26 protein-coding genes and 1 pseudogene are annotated in these 21,492 nt (G+C 68.0%); 19 read left to right on the forward strand and 8 right to left on the reverse strand.

Annotated elements, in window-relative coordinates:
- Positions 1–27: 27 nt before the first annotated feature.
- Positions 28–1,305 carry a peptidoglycan DD-metalloendopeptidase family protein gene (locus FAZ79_RS07740; protein WP_169303646.1) on the reverse strand — a complete coding sequence of 426 codons (1,278 nt, stop codon included), beginning with the start codon at positions 1,303–1,305 and terminating at the stop codon, positions 28–30.
- 360 nt (positions 1,306–1,665) lie between these two features.
- Between FAZ79_RS07740 and FAZ79_RS07745 the strand changes: the two genes are divergently transcribed.
- The 7 genes from FAZ79_RS07745 (at position 1,666) to FAZ79_RS07775 (ending at position 5,274) form a co-directional block, all read left to right on the forward strand.
- On the forward strand, positions 1,666–1,995 hold the full coding sequence (locus tag FAZ79_RS07745; RefSeq protein ID WP_058574906.1) for a metalloregulator ArsR/SmtB family transcription factor: 330 nt from the start codon (positions 1,666–1,668) through the stop codon (positions 1,993–1,995).
- Positions 1,996–2,075: 80 nt separating this feature from the next.
- Complete coding sequence (locus tag FAZ79_RS07750; RefSeq protein ID WP_136867405.1) at positions 2,076–2,288, forward strand: DUF2892 domain-containing protein; 213 nt, start codon at positions 2,076–2,078, stop codon at positions 2,286–2,288.
- Between the two features lie 144 nt (positions 2,289–2,432).
- Positions 2,433–2,861, forward strand: a complete 429-nt coding sequence (locus FAZ79_RS07755; RefSeq protein ID WP_136867406.1) for a rhodanese-like domain-containing protein — start codon at positions 2,433–2,435, stop codon at positions 2,859–2,861.
- Positions 2,862–2,871: 10 nt separating this feature from the next.
- A complete protein-coding gene (gene grxC, locus FAZ79_RS07760; protein WP_136867407.1) occupies positions 2,872–3,189 on the forward strand; it encodes a glutaredoxin 3 in 318 nt (105 codons plus the stop codon).
- A gap of 84 nt (positions 3,190–3,273) precedes the next feature.
- The gene (gene trxC / locus FAZ79_RS07765; protein ID WP_136867408.1) at positions 3,274–3,711 is read left to right on the forward strand and encodes a thioredoxin TrxC; all 438 of its coding nucleotides are present in this window, start codon (positions 3,274–3,276) and stop codon (positions 3,709–3,711) included.
- Between the two features lie 36 nt (positions 3,712–3,747).
- Complete coding sequence (secB, locus tag FAZ79_RS07770) at positions 3,748–4,257, forward strand: protein-export chaperone SecB (RefSeq protein WP_136867409.1); 510 nt, start codon at positions 3,748–3,750, stop codon at positions 4,255–4,257.
- 9 nt (positions 4,258–4,266) lie between these two features.
- On the forward strand, positions 4,267–5,274 hold the full coding sequence (locus FAZ79_RS07775) for an NAD(P)H-dependent glycerol-3-phosphate dehydrogenase (protein ID WP_136867410.1): 1,008 nt from the start codon (positions 4,267–4,269) through the stop codon (positions 5,272–5,274).
- Between the two features lie 19 nt (positions 5,275–5,293).
- Here the strand turns inward: FAZ79_RS07775 and FAZ79_RS11700 are convergent, their stop codons facing one another.
- The 3 genes and pseudogenes from FAZ79_RS11700 to FAZ79_RS07785 form a co-directional block, all read right to left on the reverse strand.
- Positions 5,294–5,503, reverse strand: coding sequence for a hypothetical protein (locus FAZ79_RS11700; RefSeq protein WP_247709525.1), 210 nt, complete (start codon positions 5,501–5,503; stop codon positions 5,294–5,296).
- A gap of 103 nt (positions 5,504–5,606) precedes the next feature.
- A pseudogene (gene tsaA / locus FAZ79_RS11705) lies at positions 5,607–5,996 on the reverse strand (tRNA (N6-threonylcarbamoyladenosine(37)-N6)-methyltransferase TrmO); the annotation flags it as partial.
- Entirely contained in the window at positions 5,993–6,454 is a 462-nt protein-coding gene (locus FAZ79_RS07785) for a tRNA (cytidine(34)-2'-O)-methyltransferase (protein WP_136867411.1), read from the reverse strand. The gene FAZ79_RS07785 and the pseudogene tsaA, both read right to left, overlap by 4 nt.
- A 340-nt stretch (positions 6,455–6,794) precedes the next feature.
- Here FAZ79_RS07785 and purD point away from each other — a divergent pair, with 340 nt between their 5' ends.
- Both purD and FAZ79_RS07795 read left to right on the forward strand, forming a co-directional pair.
- A complete protein-coding gene (gene purD, locus FAZ79_RS07790; RefSeq protein ID WP_136867412.1) occupies positions 6,795–8,069 on the forward strand; it encodes a phosphoribosylamine--glycine ligase in 1,275 nt (424 codons plus the stop codon).
- A 102-nt stretch (positions 8,070–8,171) separates the two neighbouring features.
- Complete coding sequence (locus FAZ79_RS07795) at positions 8,172–8,690, forward strand: peroxiredoxin (RefSeq protein ID WP_136867413.1); 519 nt, start codon at positions 8,172–8,174, stop codon at positions 8,688–8,690.
- 14 nt (positions 8,691–8,704) lie between these two features.
- Here the strand turns inward: FAZ79_RS07795 and FAZ79_RS07800 are convergent, their stop codons facing one another.
- From FAZ79_RS07800 to trxA, 3 genes are all read right to left on the reverse strand, one after another.
- Positions 8,705–9,160: a hypothetical protein gene (locus FAZ79_RS07800; protein WP_136867414.1), complete on the reverse strand. Its 456-nt coding sequence runs from the start codon at positions 9,158–9,160 to the stop codon at positions 8,705–8,707.
- Positions 9,161–9,271: 111 nt separating this feature from the next.
- Positions 9,272–10,531 (reverse strand): transcription termination factor Rho, encoded by a 1,260-nt coding sequence (gene rho / locus FAZ79_RS07805; protein WP_136867415.1) that lies wholly within the window; start codon positions 10,529–10,531, stop codon positions 9,272–9,274.
- A 321-nt stretch (positions 10,532–10,852) separates the two neighbouring features.
- Complete coding sequence (gene trxA, locus FAZ79_RS07810; protein WP_136867416.1) at positions 10,853–11,179, reverse strand: thioredoxin TrxA; 327 nt, start codon at positions 11,177–11,179, stop codon at positions 10,853–10,855.
- Between the two features lie 179 nt (positions 11,180–11,358).
- On the opposite strand from trxA, the gene FAZ79_RS07815 reads away from it, so the two are divergent.
- On the forward strand, positions 11,359–12,297 hold the full coding sequence (locus tag FAZ79_RS07815; RefSeq protein ID WP_136867417.1) for a hydrogen peroxide-inducible genes activator: 939 nt from the start codon (positions 11,359–11,361) through the stop codon (positions 12,295–12,297).
- Here the strand turns inward: FAZ79_RS07815 and FAZ79_RS11710 are convergent.
- Positions 12,284–12,490 (reverse strand): cold-shock protein, encoded by a 207-nt coding sequence (locus FAZ79_RS11710; protein ID WP_231505854.1) that lies wholly within the window; start codon positions 12,488–12,490, stop codon positions 12,284–12,286. The genes FAZ79_RS07815 and FAZ79_RS11710 overlap by 14 nt on opposite strands.
- A gap of 421 nt (positions 12,491–12,911) precedes the next feature.
- Between FAZ79_RS11710 and speE the strand changes: the two genes are divergently transcribed.
- From speE to atpB, 9 genes are all read left to right on the forward strand, one after another.
- Entirely contained in the window at positions 12,912–13,763 is an 852-nt protein-coding gene (gene speE, locus FAZ79_RS07825; RefSeq protein ID WP_136867419.1) for a polyamine aminopropyltransferase, read from the forward strand.
- 100 nt (positions 13,764–13,863) lie between these two features.
- Positions 13,864–15,348 carry a THUMP domain-containing protein gene (locus tag FAZ79_RS07830; protein WP_136867420.1) on the forward strand — a complete coding sequence of 495 codons (1,485 nt, stop codon included), beginning with the start codon at positions 13,864–13,866 and terminating at the stop codon, positions 15,346–15,348.
- A gap of 143 nt (positions 15,349–15,491) precedes the next feature.
- Positions 15,492–17,372 carry a tRNA uridine-5-carboxymethylaminomethyl(34) synthesis enzyme MnmG gene (mnmG, locus tag FAZ79_RS07835; protein ID WP_136867421.1) on the forward strand — a complete coding sequence of 627 codons (1,881 nt, stop codon included), beginning with the start codon at positions 15,492–15,494 and terminating at the stop codon, positions 17,370–17,372.
- 4 nt (positions 17,373–17,376) lie between these two features.
- The gene (gene rsmG / locus FAZ79_RS07840) at positions 17,377–18,042 is read left to right on the forward strand and encodes a 16S rRNA (guanine(527)-N(7))-methyltransferase RsmG (protein WP_136867422.1); all 666 of its coding nucleotides are present in this window, start codon (positions 17,377–17,379) and stop codon (positions 18,040–18,042) included.
- Positions 18,039–18,869 carry an AAA family ATPase gene (locus FAZ79_RS07845; protein ID WP_136867423.1) on the forward strand — a complete coding sequence of 277 codons (831 nt, stop codon included), beginning with the start codon at positions 18,039–18,041 and terminating at the stop codon, positions 18,867–18,869. The genes rsmG and FAZ79_RS07845 overlap by 4 nt, the downstream gene beginning before the upstream one ends.
- Before the next feature lie 26 nt (positions 18,870–18,895).
- Positions 18,896–19,777, forward strand: a complete 882-nt coding sequence (locus FAZ79_RS07850; RefSeq protein WP_136867424.1) for a ParB/RepB/Spo0J family partition protein — start codon at positions 18,896–18,898, stop codon at positions 19,775–19,777.
- Positions 19,778–19,952: 175 nt separating this feature from the next.
- Positions 19,953–20,243 (forward strand): AtpZ/AtpI family protein, encoded by a 291-nt coding sequence (locus tag FAZ79_RS11570; protein WP_197039158.1) that lies wholly within the window; start codon positions 19,953–19,955, stop codon positions 20,241–20,243.
- Between the two features lie 5 nt (positions 20,244–20,248).
- Entirely contained in the window at positions 20,249–20,647 is a 399-nt protein-coding gene (locus FAZ79_RS07860) for an ATP synthase subunit I (protein ID WP_247709526.1), read from the forward strand.
- Positions 20,648–20,672: 25 nt separating this feature from the next.
- Positions 20,673–21,491 (forward strand): F0F1 ATP synthase subunit A, encoded by an 819-nt coding sequence (gene atpB / locus FAZ79_RS07865; protein WP_136867426.1) that lies wholly within the window; start codon positions 20,673–20,675, stop codon positions 21,489–21,491.
- The last annotated feature ends 1 nt before the right edge of the window (position 21,492 follow it).

Genomic DNA, 21,492 nt, shown 5'->3' on the forward strand with positions numbered 1-21,492 from the left:
CGGCGACCCGGTGCCATCGCCGTCCGGTCAGCCGCCCACGGCCTGGCGCCAGGCCGGCCAGCGGCCCGGATCGACCGGCCGATTGCCCCGCCGCACCTCCACGTACAACCCCTCCTGGCCGGCGTCGATCACGCCCGATGTGCAGAGGCGATCGCCCCGCTCGACCCGGTCGCCCTTGGCGACGTCCAGCGAGCGGCAATGGGCGTAAAGGGAGAGAAAGTCGCCATCGTGGCGCAGCATCACCAGTTGCCCCCATCCCTTGAGCGTGCCGGCGAAGGCCACCCGCCCGCCGTCGACCGCCCGCACGGCGCTGGCACCGTCGGCGTGGAAGATCACGCCATCGTTGCGCAGGCGGCCTTGCGGCAGGGTTTCGCCAAAGCGTCGCTCGATGCGCCCGGTGATCGGGATGCTGCCGTCATCCCGGACCTGGGCGGGGGGCGTCGTGCCGGGCGGTTCGCTTTCCTGTCTGGCCAGCCGCTCGGTCCGCTCGCGTTCGGCCCGCTGCTCGGCCTCGCGGCGTTCCTGGTCCGCGCGCTTGGCCGCTTCCTCGGCGGCCTTGCGTGCCGCGGCCACCTCGCGATCGAGTCGGCGCTTGCGGTCCAGCAGGCCTTTCAGGTCCCGCTGCTGCTTGTCCAGTGTCTCGCCCAGCGAGGCGAGCAGTCGTTGCTGTTCGGTGAGGTTCTTGCCCACCTCTTCGTAATGGCGATCGAGCCGCGTGCCCGCGTCGCGCAGCTCGCGGTCGGTCTCGGCGATCGCCGTACGGTTCTCGGCCAGCTCGACGCGTTGCCTTTCCAGGGCCCGGCGGGCCTCCTGGACCGGGCGAATCAGGGCGCGCAGGTAGTGCAGGTCGCGATCGGTTTGCAGGGCATCGCCATCGCCGAGCAGTGCCTGCAGCACGCTGCCGCGCGTCAGCGGGTAGGCGGCCTGCAGGCGACGCTCGAGTTCGGCCCGTCGCTGGGCCAGCCCGTCGCGCAGTTCGGCCTCGTGGCGGTCGAGGGTCCGTTGCCGCGCCTCGAGTTCGCGGCGCTCGGCGTCGAGTTCGGCCGACTTCTCTTCCAGGAAGGCCATGCGCTTTTGCAGCTTGGCCAATGCCTCGCGCGCCGCGGCCCGTTCCTGCTCGGTGGACTCGATCTCCTCGCGCTGGGCCTCGATGCGCTGCTCGATGGCCGGCTCGGCGAACGTCGGCGTGGCGGCCCCCGCCATCAGGGCCAGGGCCAGGACGAGCGGGATTGGCCGCCGGGCCGCGCGGTGGCGGTGTCGGGCCGGCGGGCTGGCGATGGGTGATTGTGGCGGTGACTGTGGCAAGGCGGCCCCTGACCGTGGACGAACGATAGGATGTGGCAGCGCCGGGTGACGGTTGCCGGGTCGGCGGTCGGCTGGGGTCACCGGCCCGCCACGGGGTCGAGCGGCGGCTGCAACAATTCGGTGGAAAAGCGGTAGTATACGGAGGTGGGGAATCTCTGCACGAATCGGCAATGCCTGCCTAAACAACGCGCGGGCGATCGTGTCGGTAGATCCCTGGGGGGAGGCCGCCGAGCGGGCCAACCGGGCCATCTGGGGTGAGCGGCGGGGCGATGGCCCCGGCCGCCGCGCATCCGGAGCTTGTCCCGGGTCCCGTGGAGGCTGTCGCCGTCCGTCACCCGCAACCAGCACTTGGGTCGAACCATGAATTTGGAAACCGAGGAATATCCCGCCACCCGGCTGATGGGCCGCTCAGAGGACATCGAGCGTGCCTCGCGGTCGTTGAAGGCGATGTCGCACCCGCTGCGGCTCAAGATCCTGTGCGTCTTGGGCGACAACGAGCTCAGCGTGCAGCAGATCGTCGAGGCCGTCGGCACGACCCAGAGCAACATCTCTCAGCACCTGGCCATCCTGCGCGACAAGGGCATCCTCGCCTCGCGCAAGGACGCCAACCGGGTGTTCTACCGGGTCTCCGACGCGCGAACGTTGCGCCTGATCGGCATGATGCAGGAAGTTTTTTGCCCGCTTAATTAGGATAGAATAAAATAATTCTATTCGGGTGTGCCTTTCCTTGCTGGCGCGCCCTCCTAACGAGTTTTTGCGGAGGCATGCACATGACGACCGATCGCTACGTTCGCATCATCGCCGGGTTGATGATCCTGGCCACCCTCGCCCTGGCGCACGTCACCGGCCAGGCGGATCTCGGCCGGTTGTCCTGGCTGTGGCTGACCGCGTTCATCGGCCTGAATCTGTTCCAGAGCGGCATCACCCGCTTTTGCCCGCTGGATTCGATTCTGGCCAAGCTGGGCGTGCGGCGCGCCTCCTGAGTCCAGCCGCCGGTCGCGAAACGGCCGGCTCGTTGACCCGACAAGGCACCGGATCGGCATCATGCCGCCGGTGCCTTGAATTTTTTGTGCGCCGCGGCCATTGTATGGCCCACCTTATCTCCCCCGATTTTCAGAGAAGACGCAATGGAATCCTTTATCGATTTCCTGGCCCGCCACTGGGTGCTCTCGACCGTAGCCGCCGTCCTCATCGTGCTGCTGGTTAGCAACGAGCTCTCCCGCCGCCTGCAGAAGTTCAAGACGCTCGATCCGGCCGAGGTCGCCCGCAAGGCCGGCCGCGACGGCGTGGCGCTGATCGACGTGCGCGAGGACAACGAGTGGAAGGCCGGGCACATCAAGGGCGCGCGCCACATCCCGCTGGGCAAGCTGGAAAAGAAGCTCGGCGAGATCAAGGGCGAGAACCCCGACGAGGTGGTGCTGTACTGCCGCTCGGGCAATCGCTCGGCCACCGCGGCCAACATCCTGGTCAAGGGCGGGTTCGAGAACGTCAGCCATCTCGGCGGCGGCATCCTGGCCTGGGAAGGCCAGAACTACCCCGTTTCCAAGGGCAAGTAAGGCGTTCGGCATGACCGCTGACCCCGGCAACCAGCCGGCGATCGTCGTCTACCAGAGCCCGCTCTGCCCCTTCTGCCATTTCGCCAAGCGGCTGCTGAAAAAGCGCGGGCTCGCCTTCGAGTCGATCAACGTGCAGCTGTCCTCGGCGAAACGGGACGAGATGATCCAGCGCGCCAAGCGCCTGACCGTCCCGCAGATCTTCATCGGCGAGACGCACGTGGGCGGTTACGACGAACTGGCGGCCCTGGACCGGAACGATCGACTGATGCCGCTGGTGGAGGCCGAGGCCCGCCGTGCGGCGGGCGAGCCGCCGGTCGAGGGTGCCTGACGCGACGCCGCGCCACGTACTGGCACCACGGCGCCCCGGTCGCGCTATCATGACGGTCGGCATCGAGCGAGAGGACGCGCCGCGATGAGTGATTCCAGACACGTGGTCTGCCCGGCCTGCGGGGCAATCAACCGCCTGCCCGTCGAACGGCTTGGCAGCGGCAACTGCGGCCGCTGCGGCGAGACCCTGTTTCCCGGCCAGCCCGTGGTGCTGGACGACTCCCGCTTCGAGCGCCAGGTCAGCCGCAGCGAGCTGCCGGTGCTGGTCGACTTCTGGGCCGAGTGGTGCGGGCCGTGCAAGATGATGGCCCCGACCTTCGACCAGCTGGCACGCGACTTCCGTGGCCGGCTGGTGGTCGCCAAGCTCGAGACCGAGCGTGCGCCGGCCGTCTCGGCGCGCTTCGGCATCCGCAGCATCCCGACGATGATCCTTTTCTCCGGCGGCCGCGAGATCGACCGCCTTTCCGGTGCCCTGCCGGCCGCGCAACTGACGCAGTGGCTGGCCGGGCACGGCATCCGCTGACTCCCGACGAATCCACCGACGACCAGGAAATACGACATGGCAGAGGGCGAAAACACCGCCGCCGGCAATGGCCAGGCAACGGAAGGCAACGACCAGCAGTTCTTCGTGCAGAAGATCTACCTGAAGGACCTGTCCTTCGAGTCGCCGCAGGCGCCGGACATCTTCACCCGCGACGACTGGAAGCCCGAGGTCAGCGTCCAGGTAGGCAACAACGCCACGCGCCTGAGCGATGCCGCCTTCGAGACCGAGCTGACCATCACCGTCACGGCCACCGTCGAGGAAAAGACCATCTACCTCGCCGAGGTGCAGTACGGCGGGGTGTTCACCATCAAGGGCTTCGACGACGCCACGCGTCGCCAGCTGCTGGGTGCCTACTGCCCGACGCTGCTCTTCCCCTACATCCGCGAGACGGTCGGTGACCTGGTGATGAAGGGCGGCTTCCCGCAGATGGTGCTCCAGCCGATCAACTTCGACGCCCTGTACGCCCAGCACGAGCAGCAGCGCGCGGCGCAGGCCGAAGGCGCAGCCGACGCCCGTCCGAACTGATCGTTCGCGATGAGTGACGCGGCACGCACACGGATCGCGGTGCTCGGTGCCGGCTCCTGGGGCACCGCGCTGGCCTCCCTGCTGGCGACCAACGGGGCCCAGGTCCGCCTGTGGGCGCGTGATGCCGAGCAGGCGCAGGCGATCGATCGCGACCACCAGAACGCGCGCTACCTGCCGGGAATCGCCTTGCCCGAGACATTGCGGGCGGGTTCGGACCTGGCCTGGGCCGTGGAGGACGCCGACCAGGTCTGGCTGGTGCTGCCGACCAAGATTCTGGGCGAGTTCCTCGCCGAGCACGCCGCGACACTCCCGCGTTCGGCCATCTACGTCACCGCCTCCAAGGGCTTCGAGCCCGGCACGGGGCGGCGTATCGACGAGCTGGTGGCCGGCGCGCTGGGCGACGTCTCGTTCGCGGTGGTCTCCGGGCCGACCTTCGCCATCGAGGTGGCTCACGGTCGGCCGGCGGCGCTGGCCGTCGGCAGCCGCGACCGGGCCGTCGCCGAGACGGTCGCCGATGCCCTGCGCAACGACCATATCCGCTGCTACCCCAGTAGCGACGTGGTGGGCATCGAGCTCGCCGGTGGTCTCAAGAACGTGCTGGCGATCGCGGCCGGCGTCTCCGACGGGTTCGGTTTTGGCGCCAACACGCGCGCGGCGCTGATCACGCGGGGGCTGGCGGAGATCATGCGCCTGGGCGAGGCGATGGGCGCGCGGATGGAGACCTTCACCGGACTGGCGGGGCTGGGCGATCTGGTGCTGACCTGCACCGACGATCACTCGCGCAACCGCCAGTTCGGCCTGCGGCTGGCGAAGGGCGAGTCGGTCGAGGCGGCGGTGGCCGGCATCGGCCAGGCCGTCGAGGGCATCAGCGCCGCGCGTGAGGGCCACCGCCTCGCGCAGGCGCACGGTCAGGAGATGCCGATTACCGAGGCGGTCTATCGCGTGCTTTACGAAGGCTTGCCCGCCCGGGAGGCCGTCGCCGAGCTGCTGTCGCGCGATCCGCGCCCCGAAGACTGAGGCGCGCCTGTCCCGGCCGTCAGTCGGCGGCGGTCACGATCTCCCGGATCTCCGCGCGATGCTCGCGCACCACGAAGCGCACGTCGATCTCCTCGATGCGCATACCGTAGACCCGCTCCGGGTCGTCGTGGAAGGCCGGGCGCGGGTCCTGTGCCAGGGTCTGTTCGATCAGCGCGACCCGTTCGGAGGACAATCGCTCCAGCCACGGCTCGGCCGCCCCCCAGACCACGGCCAGCCGCGCCGGTGGCTCGCTGGCCCAGCCCCCCCCGGCTGTCGGCCGGGCAGTCGGCGTAGGGCACGTGCGGCTTGACGTCGAGGATCGGCGTGCCGTCGAGCAGGTCCAGTCCACCCAGGTGCAGCCGCACCCCGTCCTCGTCGCGTTGCACGTCGATCAGTCGCACCACCGACAGCCCGATCGGATTCGGTCGGATCGGGGCGCGACTGGCGAACACCCCCACCCGTTCGTTGCCCCCCAGCCGCGGCGGGCGGACCGCCTTGCGGTCTCCCGCCTGCATGCGGCGCTTGGCGTGGAACACCCAGACCAGCCACAGGTGCGAGAACGCCTCGATGCCTTGCCACGCGGTCGGGTCCCGCCATTCGGCGGTCGGCACCAGGATGCCGGTGGCCGCCGGCACGATGCCCGACTGGCGCGGGATGCCGAAGCCCTCCCGATAGGGGCTCTCGATAAGCCCGATGGGCCGCATGCGCCACTCGTCGATCATTGCGCCCCCTCGAAGTTCAGTTGACGCCAGGCCTCGAAGAAGGCCACGGCGGCGGCGTTGGCCAGGTTGAGGCTGCGCGAGCCCGGCACCATCGGCAGGTAGAGCCGTTGCGATGCGGGCAGGGACTCCAGTACCTCGTCGGGCAGACCGCGGGTCTCGGGGCCAAACAGCAACACGTCATCGGGCCGGTATTCGATCCGGTCGTAGCGCGTGGTGCCGCGTGTGGAGAAGGCCAGCATCCGCCCGGCAACCGCCGTCCGCGCCTGCTCGAGATTGGCGTGTCGATGGACGTGGGTCAGGGCGTGGTAGTCCAGCCCGGCCCGGCGCACGGCCTTTTCCGACAGGGAGAAGCCGAGCGGCTCGATCAGGTGCAGCGCCGAGCCGGTATTGGCGCACAGCCGGATCAGGTTGCCGGTGTTGGGCGGGATCTCGGGTTCGAACAGCATGATCGATGGCATCCGGGCATTGTAGGCCAGCCCGGCGATTCGCCGTGCAGGACCAGCGGGCGGAGGGTCCGTGGGCTGATGTAGAATGCGAGCCACATCCCGTTCGTCCGCCCGTGACTCCACCTCCCGTGGCGCGGGCGCGCGAACTTTAGGGAAACTCTGCACGACTGCCATACCGCTCTGCGCGTTTTGGCGAGTCGCCCGTGCTCCGCGTTGCGATGTCTTGACGTGGCCGCCGGCACGCCGGCGACATCGCGCCTTGATCACGAACGACTCGCCAGGCCAGAGTGGCATGGCATTCGTGTAGAGTTTCCCCAGCAGACTTGCCTGGTGACGGCGTGGAGGAAAAGGCATGAAGGTACTGGTAATCGGTGGTGGCGGCCGCGAGCACGCCCTGGCGTGGAAGATCGCCCAGTCGTCGCGGGTGGAGACGGTCTTTGTCGCGCCCGGCAATCCCGGCACGGCCGCCGAAGCCAAGTGCCGCAACGTGCCGATTTCCGCGGCGAACGTCGCCGAACTGGTCGCCTTCGCGGCCGATAACGCCATCGATCTGACCGTGGTGGGTCCCGAGGCGCCGCTGGTGGAGGGCGTGGTCGACACCTTCCGTGACGCCGGGCTGGCGATCTTCGGCCCGACCCAGAAGGCGGCCCAGCTTGAGGGTTCCAAGGCCTTCGCCAAGGACTTCATGGAGCGCCACGCCATCCCCACCGCCAAGTACCGGGTGTTCGACACCGCCGCGCCGGCGATCGACTTCGTTCACGAGCATGGCGCCCCGGTGGTGGTGAAGGCCGACGGGCTGGCCGCCGGCAAGGGCGTGATCGTCGCCCAGAGTACCGACGAGGCCGAGGCCGCCATCCGCGACATCTTCGCCGGTCAGTTCGGTGCGGCCGGCGCGCGCGTGGTGGTCGAGTCCTTCCTTGCGGGCGAGGAGGCGAGCTTCATCGTCATGGTCGATGGCGAACACGTCCTGCCGATGGCCTCCAGCCAGGACCACAAGGCCCGCGACGAGGGCGATAAAGGCCCCAACACCGGCGGCATGGGCGCCTACTCGCCTGCGCCAGTGCTCGATGACGCGATGATCGAGCAGGTGATGGCGCAGGTGATCGAGCCGACGGTGAAGGGCATGGCCCTCGACGGCCTGCCCTACACCGGCTTTCTCTACGCCGGGCTGATGATCGGCGCGGATGGCGAGCCGCAGGTGCTCGAGTTCAACTGCCGCTTCGGCGACCCGGAGACCCAGCCGGTGCTGATGCGCCTGGACAGCGACCTCGTCGACCTGGTCGAGGCCGGCGTCAACGGCACGCTCGACCAGGCCACCGCCGAGTGGACCGACAGGGCGGCCGTGGGCGTGGTGCTGGCCTCGGCTGGCTACCCGGAGAGTTCGTCGAAGGGGGACGTGATCACCGGTCTCGATGCGTTGCCCGACGGCGTGAAGGCCTTCCACGCCGGCACGGCGGAAACGGACGGCCAGATCGTCACCAACGGCGGGCGGGTGCTCTGCATCACCGCGCTGGGCGAAACGGTCGAGGCGGCGCAGCAGGCCGCCTACGCCGGGGTCGACCAGGTGCACTTCGAGGGCGGCTTCTGCCGTCGCGATATCGGCTGGCGGGCGATCGGCCGAGGCTGATCACGGCGGAGCCGGTTGCCGTTGGCGGCATCCGACCGACTGGTGAACGGCGCAAAAGCTGCTTTACTCCGTGACCGACCAACCTGTCACGGTGACTTCCCCATGCGTCGTTTCCTTTCCCTGCTCGCCACCCTCGTTATCGCCGGCACCGCGCAGGCCGCGGATCTCGCCGTGGGCGATCCCGCCCCGGTCTTCGCCCTGCCCGACCAGGATGGCGAGACCCGCCGCCTCGAGGATTACCGTGGCCAGTGGCTGGTGCTGTACTTCTATCCCAAGGACGACACGCCCGGCTGCACCACCGAGGCCTGCAGCTTTCGCGACAATATCAACCGCCTGATCGCGCAGGACGCGGCCGTGCTGGGCGTGAGCATGGACAGCGTCGCGAGCCACGCCGATTTCGCCCGCGAGTACGAGTTGCCCTTCCCATTGCTCGCCGACCCGGACGGCGAGGTGGTCGAGCGGTACGGCGCGCTGAGCGACTTCATGGTGGTGAAGTTCGCCAAGCGCCAGACCTTCATCATCGATCCCGAGGGCAATATCGCGACGATCTACCGCAAGGTGGACCCCGACGAACACGTGAAGGACGTGCTCGATGACCTCAAGGCCTTGAGAGGAAACTAGGCGCTAACTGGGCGCTAGTCCACACGGAACTGCGCGTGGCAGGCCATGCACTGGTTCATGGCCTCGGCGGTCATTGCCGTGATGTCCTCGAGCGGGTCGACCTCGGCACGCACCGCGATTTCCTCGAAGGCCATGTGCATCGGTCCGCCGATGGCCCGGAATTCGGACGGCGTCTTGGCGCGGATCGACTCCGGGGTGTTGCGCGCCATGCGATTGCCGGAGCGCTGGGCCGCAGCGATGATCATCTCGCGGTCGTCATCGGCGATGCCCCGCAGGATCTGCTGGACGCTGCCGAGCATCTGGCGCATGTCTTCGAGGAAGATCGCCTGCTCTTCGGAGGTAAAGCCGAGGCTTTGGCGGGGATCGGGATGGTTCGAGGCCGCGCTTGAGAGTGTCGGTAGCGCGAGCAGTGCCAGTCCGGCGAGTGCCATGAGCGAGTCGGTGGCCAGGCGGTGGTGGGACGGGTTCATGCCATGTTCATCGTGACGCGGGATCCACCTCATCTTAGGCGGTCAGCCATGAGGCGCGCCATAAAAAACCCCGGCCTGAGCCGGGGTTTCTCGTTTCGAGCGATGGGTCTGTTAGCCGCGACGCATCGAGTCGTAGAACTCGTTGTTGGTCTTGGTCTGCTGGAGCTTGTCGAGCAGGAACTCCACCGCCTCGAGCTCGCCCATCGGGTGGAGGAACTTGCGCAAGATCCACATCTTCTGCAGCTCCTCGGTATCCGTGAGCAGCTCCTCTCGGCGGGTGCCGGAGCGGTTGATGTTGATCGCCGGGTAGACGCGCTTTTCCGCGATGCGCCGATCGAGGTGGAGCTCCATGTTGCCGGTGCCCTTGAATTCCTCGTAGATCACCTCGTCCATCTTCGATCCGGTGTCGACCAGCGCGGTGGCGAGGATGGTCAGGCTGCCGCCTTCCTCGACGTTGCGCGCCGCACCGAAGAAGCGCTTCGGCCGGTGCAGGGCGTTGGCATCGACACCACCGGTCAGGACCTTGCCCGAGGACGGCACCACGGTGTTGTAGGCGCGCGCCAGGCGGGTGATCGAGTCGAGCAGGATCACCACGTCGCGCTTGTGCTCGACCAGGCGCTTGGCCTTCTCGATCACCATCTCGGCGACCTGCACGTGGCGCGGGGCCGGTTCGTCGAAGGTCGAGGCGACCACCTCGCCGCGCACGGTGCGCTGCATCTCGGTGACCTCTTCCGGGCGCTCGTCGATCAGCAGCACGATCAGGTCGCACTCGGGGTGGTTGTGGGTGATGCTCTGGGCGATGTTCTGCAAGAGCATCGTCTTGCCCGCCTTCGGCGGGGCGACGATCAGGCCGCGCTGGCCCTTGCCGATCGGCGCGACGATGTCGATGATCCGGGCGGTCAGGTCCTCGGTCGAGCCGTTGCCGCGCTCCATGCGCATGCGCTTCTCGGCATGCAGCGGGGTGAGGTCACCGAACAGGATCTTGGTCTTGGAGGCCTCGGGCTTCTCGAGGTTGATCTTCTCGATCTTCAGGAGCGCGAAGTAGCGCTCGTTGTCCTTCGGCGGGCGGATCGTGCCGCTGATGGTGTCGCCGGTCTGCAGGTTGAAGCGCCGTATCTGCGAGGGCGAGACGTAGATGTCGGCCGGGCCGGCGAGGTAGGAGCCGTCGGCGCTGCGCAGAAAACCGAACCCGTCCGAGAGGATCTCCAGTACGCCGTCGCCGTGGATCGATTCGCCCGTCTTGGCGTGCGCCTTGAGCAGGGCGAAGATCACGTCCTGCTTGCGTGTCCGGGCGATGTTGTCCAGTCCCATCGACTGGGCCAGCTCCATGAGTTCCGGAACGGGCTTGCTCTTGAGTTCGGTTAGATTCATTCGGATGGATTCGTCGTGGGGACCGCGGCGGGCCACAGATGGAAAATCAACGGGATGTCGAAGGGCGAAATCAAATGCTGAGATCGGAAGGCCACCGAGGTGTGGCCGGACGACAGAAGGGGTGTGTCGTCTGAGGGAGTCGCGGAGCGCGTCCGGGTGGCTTGCGGCCGACGGGTCGGGGCGACCTCGGGGCCGGTGCAGCGGGACGGGTGGCGTTCGGCGATCCCTTGACTGGCTGGGATTCTGGCACAGAACCCACCACTTGCCAAACGGGTCGGGGTGGTTTGGCGGGATGTGGTGTCGGTTCGTGTCGCGCCGGGGTTACAGGGCCGAGTCGATGAAGTCGGTCAGTTGCGACTTGGAGACGGCGCCGACCTTGGTGCCCTCGACCTTGCCGCCCTTGAACAGCATCAGGGTCGGAATGCCGCGGATGCCGTTCTGGCGCGGGGTTTCCGGGTTCTCGTCGATGTTGACCTTGGCGATCTTGAGCTTGCCGGCGTATTCGTCGGCCACCTCGTCGAGGATCGGCGTGATCATCTTGCAGGGGCCGCACCACTCGGCCCAGAAGTCGACCAGGACGGGCGTGTCGCTGTTGATGACCTGGGCTTCGAAATCCGCGTCGGATACGTAGACGATGTTGTCGCTCACGGCATGACTCCTAAATATCAGTGACTGTTAATGCCTGTCGGGCAATTGTTCATCCCTTGACGCCGCTTTTCAAGCGACCGCACCTCGTGGTGCTATTCTGCTGCCCGACAGGGTCGGGCGTGCCGAACACCCGGAGTATGGCCCGGCCTTCTCGATCACGCAAAAGGAACCTGCCCCCAATGGCTTCTTTGACCGAGCTCCGCTACGTGGTCGCCGTTGCCCGCGAGCGGCATTTCGGGCGCGCCGCCGCGCGCTGTTTCGTCAGCCAGCCCACCCTGAGCGTCGGGGTCAAGCGCCTGGAGTCCGCGCTCGGCGTGCAGATCTTCGAACGCGCCAGCCGCTCCGAGGTGCAGGTCACCACCGAGGGCCGCGCGATCATCGAGCAGGCCGAGCGGGTGCTCGACGAGATGGAGCGCCTGGAGGATCTGGCGCATACCCGCCGCGATCCGCTGGCCGCCCCGCTGCGCGTGGGGCTGATCCACACGGTCGGGCCCTACCTGCTGCCGCGACTGATCGGCCGGTTGCACGAACTGGCGCCACGCATGCCGATCGAGATCACCGAGGGGCTGACCGCCGATCTCGCCGAGCAGCTCGAGCACGGCGAGATCGACGTGGTGGTGCTGTCCCTGCCGTTCGAGGCGCCGGGCGTCACGGTCGAGCCGGTCTACCGCGAGCCATTCACCGTGGCGGTGCCGGTCGGTCACCCCCTGGCCGACCAGGAGGCGATCGAGCCCAACCAGCTCGCCGAGCACGACCTGTTGCTGCTCGGCCAGGGGCACTGCTTCCGTGACCAGGTGCTGGGGGTCTGCCCGCGCTGCAACGACGGGCGGGCCTTCGGGCGCCTGCAGCGCACGCTGGAGGGCGGGTCGCTGGAGACGATGCGGATGATGGTCGCCAGCGGGGCCGGGATCACGGTGCTGCCCTGCGCCTCGACCTGGGCGCAGGACGAGGGCACGCAGGCGCTGGTGCGCTACCTGCCGTTCGCCAGCGACACGCCGACGCGCGACATCGCCTTGGCCAGCCGCCGGCGTTTTTCCCGTCCGCAGGCGATCGAGGTGCTGGCCCGGTCGATCCGGGAAACCCTGCCGGCCTGCTGCGAGCCGCTCAGTCGAGAATGACGACCTCTTCGGCCTGCGGGCCCTTGCGCCCCTGGCCGATCTGGTACTCGACCTTCTGCCCCTCGTTGAGGCGCGAGGCGCCGCCATCGTTGATGGCGCGGAAGTGAACGAACAGGTCCTCGCCGTTGTCACGGATGATGAAGCCGAAGCCCTTGTCGACGTTGAACCACTTGACCTTGCCGGTCTCGCGCACGGGCTCGTGTTCCACCGCGACCTCCTTGGGTCGCAGGCCGGGCTTGGCGGGGCGGGCGGTGAGCCAACCGGCCAGCAGGGAAATGATCAGGATGACGGCGGCGGAGGCGAGAAACTGCAGCAGCCGCTGGTCGAGGTGGTCGTAGATCTGGCCGATGGCCAGCGCGCCGATGACGGCGAGTCCGAGGGTGACGATAAAGGCGGTAAGTCGAGAGTCCTGCCAGGTTTTCATGGGTGGGATAGGTTCCGTGTTGGTTGTGTGTCGTTATTCGAGATGGCGGCCCGGCGTGAAACCTTTCCGGCGGGATATAGGCCGGATGTCATCCGTCACGAGGGGGCTCGCGGCTGGTATTCTGTCACATTTGCCTCATGCCTGACGCCCCGAATCGGGTCGGGGCGAGGCGAATCACGGGAGGGAGGTCATGTCCGGCAAGCACGGCGAGTGGGTCTACGAGACGGTCGAGGAAATGGGCGCGCGCTTCGGCATCCGTGCCACGGAGAAGCTGCTCGACGAGCAGACGCCCTACCAGCACCTCGAGGTCTGGCGTACCGAGCGCTGGGGCAACCTGATGCTGCTCGACGGGGTGATGATGCTCTCCTCGCTGGAGAACTATCTCTACCACGAGATGATGGCCCACCCCGCGCTGCAGACCCACCCGGCCCCGCGCAACGTGGTGATCATCGGCGGCGGCGACTGCGGCACGCTTACCGAGGTGCTCAAGCACCGGGAGGTCGAGTCGGTGGTGCAGATCGACATCGACGAGGCGGTCACCCGTGCGGCCGAACGCTTCTTCCCGGAGCTCACTGCCCACAACGACGACCCGCGCGTCTCGCTCCGGTTCGAGGACGGCGTGGCGTGGATGAAGAACGCCCCGAGCGCGAGTGTCGACGTGACCATCGTCGATTCCACCGACCCCATCGGCCCGGGCACCGGCCTGTTCGGTCCGGACTTCCTCGCCGACTGCCACCGCGTGCTGCGCGAGGACGGCATCATGGTCGGTCAGAGCGAATCGCCGTTCTACCACCTGCCGCTGATGCTCGATTATCACCGCGCGATGAAGGCGGCCGGTTTTGCCGAGCGTCGCTCGCTGCTGTTCCCGCAGCCGGTCTACCCGGGTGGCTCGATCACCGGCACGCTGGCGCGCAAGGCCGGCCCACTCGACGAGCTGCGCCCGCTGGCCGACGAGGTCGTCACGCGCTACTACAGCACGGCCCTGCATCGCGGCCTGTTGGCAACGCCGCCGTTCATGCAGGAGGCGCTCGGCGAGGTCTGAGCCCGCGGCACGTCGCCGTCCCTGCCCTGTCCAATCGACCTGCCCCGCCCGCCAGGCGGGGCCGGCATCGTTTTCATTCCCTTTGCACGTAATGCCCGTCATGTCCGAAACCGACTGGTCCGAACGCCTCATCATCCGGCCCGCCCCGGAAATGCAGCTGAAGTCGTGGCCGACGCGCCGGCGTTTTCGCAATACCCTGATGAACAACCTGCGTGCGGCGCTCGACGGGGTCCCCCACGAGTTGCGTGTCGACCAGGGGCGACTGCTGTTGCTGACCGCCGAGCTCGACGCGGTCGCCGGGCGGCTGGAGCGCGTCTTCGGCGTGGCTTCGTATTCGCCGGTCGAGGCCGTGGTGGAGCCGACGCTCGAGGCCCTGATCCAGGCCGCCCGTGACCGCTTCGCCGACAGGGTGCACGGCCGGCGTTACGCGGTGCGCTGCAAGCGCCACGGCGGTCCACGCCTATCGACCCGCGAGGTCGAATGCCAGGTCGGCGCCGCCCTCAATCCCTTCGGCACGGTCGATCTCGACGCGCCCGAGGTGCGGGTGGAGATCGATCTGGTCGAGGACGGCGCCTGGCTGTTCACCGAGCGCCGTCCCGGCCCGGGCGGCGTGCCGCTGGGGGTGCAGGATCGGGCGGTGACCCTGATGTCCGGCGGCTTCGATTCACCGGTGGCCGCCTGGTACACGATGCGCCGCGGGGTGGGCAACGACTACGTGTTCTGCAACCTCGGAGGGGCGACCCACGAGAACATGGTGACGCGCATCGCCCACCGCCTGGCGCGCGACTGGGCCGTGGGTGACCGGCCGCGGCTGTTCGTGGTCGACTTCCTGCCGGTGGTCGCCGACCTGCGCGAGCGATTGGCCGGCGAGGTCTGGCAGGTGGTGTTGAAGCGGCTGATGTATCGGGCCGGCGAGGGCGTGGCCCGACGCATCGGTGCGCAGGCGCTGGTCACCGGCGAGGCGCTCTCGCAGGTCTCCTCGCAGACCCTGTCCAATCTCAACAGCATCGATCCGGCCAGCGGGTTGCCGGTGTTGCGCCCGCTGATCGGTTTCGACAAGACCGAGATCATGAGGCTGGCCCGGCGGATCGGTACCTATGCGCTCTCCGAGGGCGTGCCGGAATTCTGCGCCCTGTCGAACAGCAAGCCGCTGGTCTCGTCTCGGCGGGGGCGGATCGACCGCGAGGAGGCGCAACTCGACCACGCCCTGCTCGACCGGGCGGTCGCCGAGGCCCGCGAGATCGACCTCGCCGCGTTGACGGACGAGGATCTCGCCGAGCCGGATGTGCTGGCCGACGCGATTCCCGCCGACGCGACGATCATCGACTGCCAGCCGCCACGGCGGTTTCGCGACTGGCACCTGCCCGGCGCGGTCAACTACCCACCCGACGTGCTGGCGCGCCGGTTCGAGTCGTTGCCGACCGATCGTCGTTACCTGCTCTACTGCCTGCGCGGCGCCAACGCACCGATGCTCGCCGAGCGCATGCAGCGCGCCGGCTACGAGGCGCATGCGTTTCGTGGCGGCGTGAGTCGGCTGCGCCGCGCCTTCGAACGCGGCGATCCGGCGGTGGTCGGCGCGGCGTGATTTCCGGCGATAACTGCTGGATCTGAAAGCGGTTTCCGTTATACTGCCGCGCCCCCGACGGGGGTGCGCAGCTATCCCCGGCGCTCGTTGCCATACTTTTCATGCCCGGGGGGTATTAGCCGCATTGGCGGCAGGAGGTTCCCATGCGTTATCCAGATCGATTCCCCGTGATCGTCATCGGCGGTGGTCATGCTGGCACCGAGGCGGCCCTGGCGTCCGCGCGCATGGGCGTGGAGACCCTGCTGGTCACCCACAACATCGAGACCCTCGGCCAGATGAGCTGCAACCCCGCGATCGGCGGGATCGGCAAGGGTCACCTGGTCAAGGAGATCGACGCGCTGGGCGGCGCGATGGCGCATGCCGCCGATCTCGGCGGCATCCAGTTCCGCATCCTCAATGCCCGCAAGGGCCCGGCGGTGCGTGCCACCCGCGCCCAGGCCGATCGCGTGCGCTACAAGGCCGCCGTGCGCCACATGCTGGAAAACCAGCCGCACCTGACCCTGTTCCAGCAGGCCGTCGACGATCTGATCCTCGACGGCGAGCGGGTCGTGGGCGTGCGCACCTCGGGCGGCATCGAGTTTTTCGGGGAGTCGGTGGTGCTGACCGCCGGCACCTTCCTGGCCGGGCAGATCCACGTCGGGCTGGAGCGCTCCGAGGGCGGCCGCGCCGGTGACCCGCCGGCCAAGAAGCTCGCCGACACGCTGCGCTCGCTCGACCTCGGGGTCGCGCGCCTGAAGACCGGCACCCCGCCGCGTCTCGACTGCCGCAGCCTGGATTTCTCCGTGATGCAGGCCCAGCCGGGCGACACGCCCACGCCGGTGTTCTCCTTCCTCGGCTCGCCCGAGGAGCATCCGCGCCAGGTCGAGTGCTTCATCACGCACACCAACGAGCGCACCCACGAGATCATCCGCGGCGGGCTGGATCGCTCGCCGATGTTCACCGGCAATATCGAGGGCATCGGCCCACGCTACTGTCCGTCGATCGAGGACAAGATCCACCGTTTCGCCGACAAGGCCTCGCACCAGATCTTCGTCGAGCCCGAGGGGCTGGACACCCACGAGGTCTACCCCAACGGCATCTCCACCAGCCTGCCGTTCGACGTGCAGCTCGAGCTGGTGCGCTCGATCCGCGGCTTCGAGAACGCGCACATCACGCGCCCGGGCTACGCGATCGAGTACGACTTCTTCGATCCGCGCGGTCTCAGGCCGACGCTCGAGACCCGCGCGATAGAGGGCCTGTTCTTCGCCGGCCAGATCAACGGCACCACCGGCTACGAGGAGGCCGCCGCGCAGGGCCTGATGGCCGGTGCGAACGCCGCGGCGCGCGTGCTCGACCGCGATGCGCTCACCCTGCGCCGCGACCAGGCGTATCTCGGCGTGCTGGTGGACGATCTCACTACCCAGGGCACGCTCGAGCCGTATCGCATGTTCACCAGCCGGGCGGAATACCGCCTGATGCTGCGCGAGGACAACGCCGACCAGCGCCTGACTGGAATCGGTCGCGAACTCGGCCTGGTCGACGAGCGTCGCTGGCGGGCCTTCAACGAGAAGATGGAGGCGATCGAGACCGAGCGTGGGCGACTGAAGGACATCTGGGTCCACCCGGGCCACCCGGCGGCCGACAAGCTCGACGGGTCGATCACGCGCAACGTCACCGCGCTGGACCTGCTGCGTCGCCCCGAGCTGGATTACGCCAAGATCGCCGCGGTCGACGAGTTGGCGCCCGAGGCCATGCCGGCCCCGGCGGTGATCGAGCAGCTCGAGATCGAGGCCAAGTACGCCGGCTACATCGACCGGCAGCGCGACGAGGTCGCCCGCTCGGTCAAGCAGGAAGAGCAGTCGATCCCGGCGGATATCGACTACGCCGAGATCCCGGGGCTGTCCAACGAGGTGCGCGACAAGCTGGGCCAGCAGCGCCCGGCCACGGTCGGTCAGGCCGCGCGCATCCCCGGCGTGACCCCGGCGGCCGTCTCCCTGCTGCTGGTGCATCTCAAGCGCCGCGGCCAGCTGGCCCGTTCGGCCTGATCGCATGTCGGCGGCGCTATCCGACGAGCAACGACAACGACTCGAACGGCAGCTGGCCGACGGCGTCGAGCGCCTCGGTCTCGAGCTCGATCCGCAAGTCGCCCCCCGACTGATCGACTACCTCGCCCTGCTGGCCCGCTGGAACCGGCCCTACAATCTCACCGCCGTGCGCGACCCGGCGGCGATGGTCACCCGCCACCTGCTCGATTCGCTCGCCGTGCTGCCGCACCTGCCCGCCTGCCCGCGTCTGCTCGATATTGGCAGTGGTCCCGGCATACCGGGTATGATCTTGGCGGTTTGTCGCCCCGACAGTGAGGTCACCTTGGTCGACTCCAATCTCAAGATGACGCGTTTCGCGATGGCCGCCCGGCGCGAGTTGGGGCTGGACAACGTCGCCGTGCGACGCGAGCGCGTCGAAGAGCTCGAACCAAGCGATCGGTTCGACTGCATCATCTCGCGCGCCTTTGCCGCCCTGGCCGACTTCGTTCGGCTCGGCGCCCCGCTGCTCGCCGACGGCGGCCGGTTGTACGCCATGAAGGGGCGGCTCGATCCGCAGGAGCTCGATGCCCTGCCCGACGGGTTCGTCGTCACTGGCCGGCACGTGCTGGATATCCCCGATCTGGATGCCGAACGCCACCTGCTGGTCGTGGAACGGGCGGGCACCGCATGAGCTGGGTGATCGCGATCACCAATCAGAAGGGTGGCGTCGGCAAGACCACCACCGCGGTGAACCTCGCCGCCGCGTTGCAGGCCTTCGGCCGCCGCGTGCTCCTGGTCGACATGGACCCGCAGGGCAACGCCACCGTCAGTGCCGGCTACGACAAGCACTCGGTCGAGCGTCACGTCGGCCAGGTGTTGCTCGAGGAGATCGGCGTGACCGAGGCGCTGCTGCCCACCGACCCCGGCGGGTTCGACCTGCTGCCCGCCACCATCGATCTCGCCGGCGCCGAGTTCCAGCTGGTCACGCGCATCGGTCGCGAGACCAAGCTGCGCCAGGCGCTGGCCCCGCTGGTCGAGGACTACGACTTCGTCCTGATCGACTGCCCGCCGGCATTGAACACCCTCACCATCAACAGCCTGGCCGCGGCCGACGACGTGCTGATCCCGGTGCAGTGCGAATACTTCGCGCTCGAGGGGCTGTCCGCGTTGCTGGATACGATCGAGCAGGTGCGGGTCGCGCTCAACCCGGACCTCGGCATCGCCGGGGTGCTGCGCACCCTGTATGATGCGCGCAACCGACTCGCCCAGGACGTGAGCGGACAGTTGCGCCAGCACTTCGGCGACCGGGTCTTCGACGCGCTGGTGCCGCGCAACGTGCGCCTGGCCGAGGCGCCCAGCCACGGCCTGCCGGCCATGTTCTACGACAAGAGCTCCAGCGGTGCCGAGGCGCATGCCGACGTGGCCCGCGAACTGGTCAAGCGGGCGCGCAAGCGCGGCAAGCTGGGCAAGCCGGCCGCCCTGCGCCAGGGCCGCGGCGGGGCGGCGGGGCGCGACTGACGAACGGGACACACAGAGGCCTTTCCATGAGCACGAAACGCAAGGGATTGGGGCGCGGTCTGGATGCCCTGCTGGGTACCGCGGAACGGCCCGCCGAGCAGGCCGGCGCGCAACTGCGCGAGCTGGCGGTCGACCTTATCCGTCCCAACCCGTTCCAGCCGCGCACCCGCTTCGACGAGGCCGCCCTGACCGAGCTGGCCGACTCGATCCGTGCCCAGGGGGTGATCCAGCCGGTGGTGGTGCGCCGCCGCTCAGGCGAGTACGAACTGATCGCCGGGGAGCGCCGCTGGCGGGCCGCGCAGAAGGCGGGTCTCGACCACATCCCGGCAGTCGTGCGCGAGATCGACGACAACCAGGCCGCCGCCATGGCCCTGATCGAGAACCTGCAGCGCGAGGATCTCGATGCCATCGAGCAGGCCCAGGCCATGCAGCGGCTGGTCAAGGAATTCGAGCTCACCCACCAGCAGGTGGCCGACGTGCTGGGCGTATCCCGCCCGGCGGTGAGCAATGCATTGCGCCTGCTCGACCTGGCCTCGCCGGTGCAGAAGCTCCTGCGCGAGCGTCGGATCGAGGCCGGCCACGCTCGCAGCCTGGCCGCCTTGCCGAAGAAGGAGCAGGCCGGCATCGCCGAGAAGGTGGTGGCCCGCACGCTGACCGTGCGCCAGGTCGAGTCCATGGTCAGTCGCTACCTCAAGTCAGCGGCGCCTGCCGCCGAGGCCGATGACGACCCGGATACCCGTGCGCTGGAGCGGCGGCTGGGCGAGGCGCTCGGCACGGCCGTCACCATCCAGGCCAATCGCCGCGGCAAGGGGCGCGTGGTGCTCGGTTTCGACAGCCTCGATCAGCTCGACGGCCTGATCGAGCGCCTGGTCGGCCGCAACGAGGGCGGGCGCCCCGAGGTCGATTGACCCGAGGCCAGCGTGGGGGCTGACGCGACGCTGACGATGGCGCAGCGTTGCCCGACGCGCGCCGGCCGAACTCGTTGCTGGCCCGTCGCGCCGATTCCGTAGCCTGCCAAGGCATCCTTGCTTGTCGATCGATGAGCGAATCGCTACACTGACCGCCAATTTTTGGGCCCCGAACATGAACGATCGCGACAAGACGCCCGCCGATGCTGGCCAGAAAGGTCAGGGTGGCTACTGGAGCGCGCGCTTCAAGGGGCTGCTGCAGGTCGGTGCGGGGAACATGTTTGCCTCCAGCATCATCGCCGGGCTGTTGCTCGGCTACCTGCTGGACGCTTGGCTCGATACGGCCCCGATCTTCATGTTGATCCTCGGGGCGCTGGGTTTCGTCGCCGGCATGCGCAACGCGAAGAAGGCGCTGCTGGCCACCGGTCGTGACGAGCCGCAAGACAAGGATTCGGGGCGCCCGTGAGTCGCATGGCGGAGGCAATCACCCGCCGCGGGCGGCGCGTGGTGACGGTCCAGCTGGCCGTGCTCGCGCTGGGTGTCGGACTGGCCCTGCTGCATTCGCCGCACGCGGCGCTGTCGGCTGCCGGCGGCGTCGCGGTGGCGATGCTGCTGGCCTGGATGCTGCGACGCTCCATGGCTCGAGCCACCGAGCTCGCCGTGGAATCGCCGCAGCAGAGCATGAACACGATGTATCTCGGGGCGGCGGTGCGCTTTGTCGCGCTGCTCGCCCTGATGGCGGTCGGACTGGGGCTGCTGAAGCTGGACGCGCGATTCATGGTCGGGGCCTTCGTGGTCGCCATGATCGCCGGCGTCCTCGCCGCCCGCGGACAGGATTCCGGGCGTCCGACCGACCGGACAACAGATTGATTTCAAGCTTGAGGAGTTAGAGACAGTGGCTACGGAGAATGCGGGCGGTGGCCCGGTTGAATATATCCAGCATCACCTGACCAACCTCCACGTTGGCGAAGGCTTCTGGCAGCTGAACATCGACACGATCTTCTTCAGCGTCCTGCTGGGTGCGCTGATCGTGTTCGTGGCCATGCGCATCGGCCGCGGCCTGCGCGCGGAGACCCCCAACGGCCTGCAGAATGCCGCCGAGGGGATTCTCGAGTTCGTCGACGAGCAGATCCGCGACTCGTTCGGCAGCCGCGCGCCGAAGATCATCGCCCCGCTGGCCCTGACCATCCTGCTGTGGGTCTGGCTCATGAACTTCATGGACCTGATCCCGATCGACCTGCTGCCGGCCATCGCTTCCGGTCTGGGCGTCGAATACCTCAAGGTGGTGCCGACCACCGACCTGAACACCACGCTTGCCATGGCGCTGTTCGTGTTCATCCTGACCGTCTACTACAGCATCAAGGTGAAGGGCCTGGGCGGCTACATCAAGATGTTCCTGTTCCATCCCTTCGGCAAGTTCCTCATCCCGATCAACATCGTGATGACCGCGATCGACGAGCTTGCCAAGCCGATCAGCCTCGCGCTGCGTCTGTTCGGCAACATGTTTGCCGGTGAGCTGGTCTTCCTGCTGATCGCCCTGCTGACCCTGGGTGCGACCATCAGTGCCAGCCTGCTCATCTGGTTCCCGCTGCAGGTCGTGCTGGACATGGCGTGGATCGCCTTCCACATCCTGGTCATCACGCTGCAGGCATTCATCTTCATGGTGCTCACCATCGTCTACATCGGTATGGCGCATACCCAAGACGATCACTGAT

This window comes from Guyparkeria sp. SB14A, from assembly GCF_005096345.1.
GTDB classification, from domain to species: Bacteria; Pseudomonadota; Gammaproteobacteria; order Halothiobacillales; family Halothiobacillaceae; genus Guyparkeria; species Guyparkeria hydrothermalis.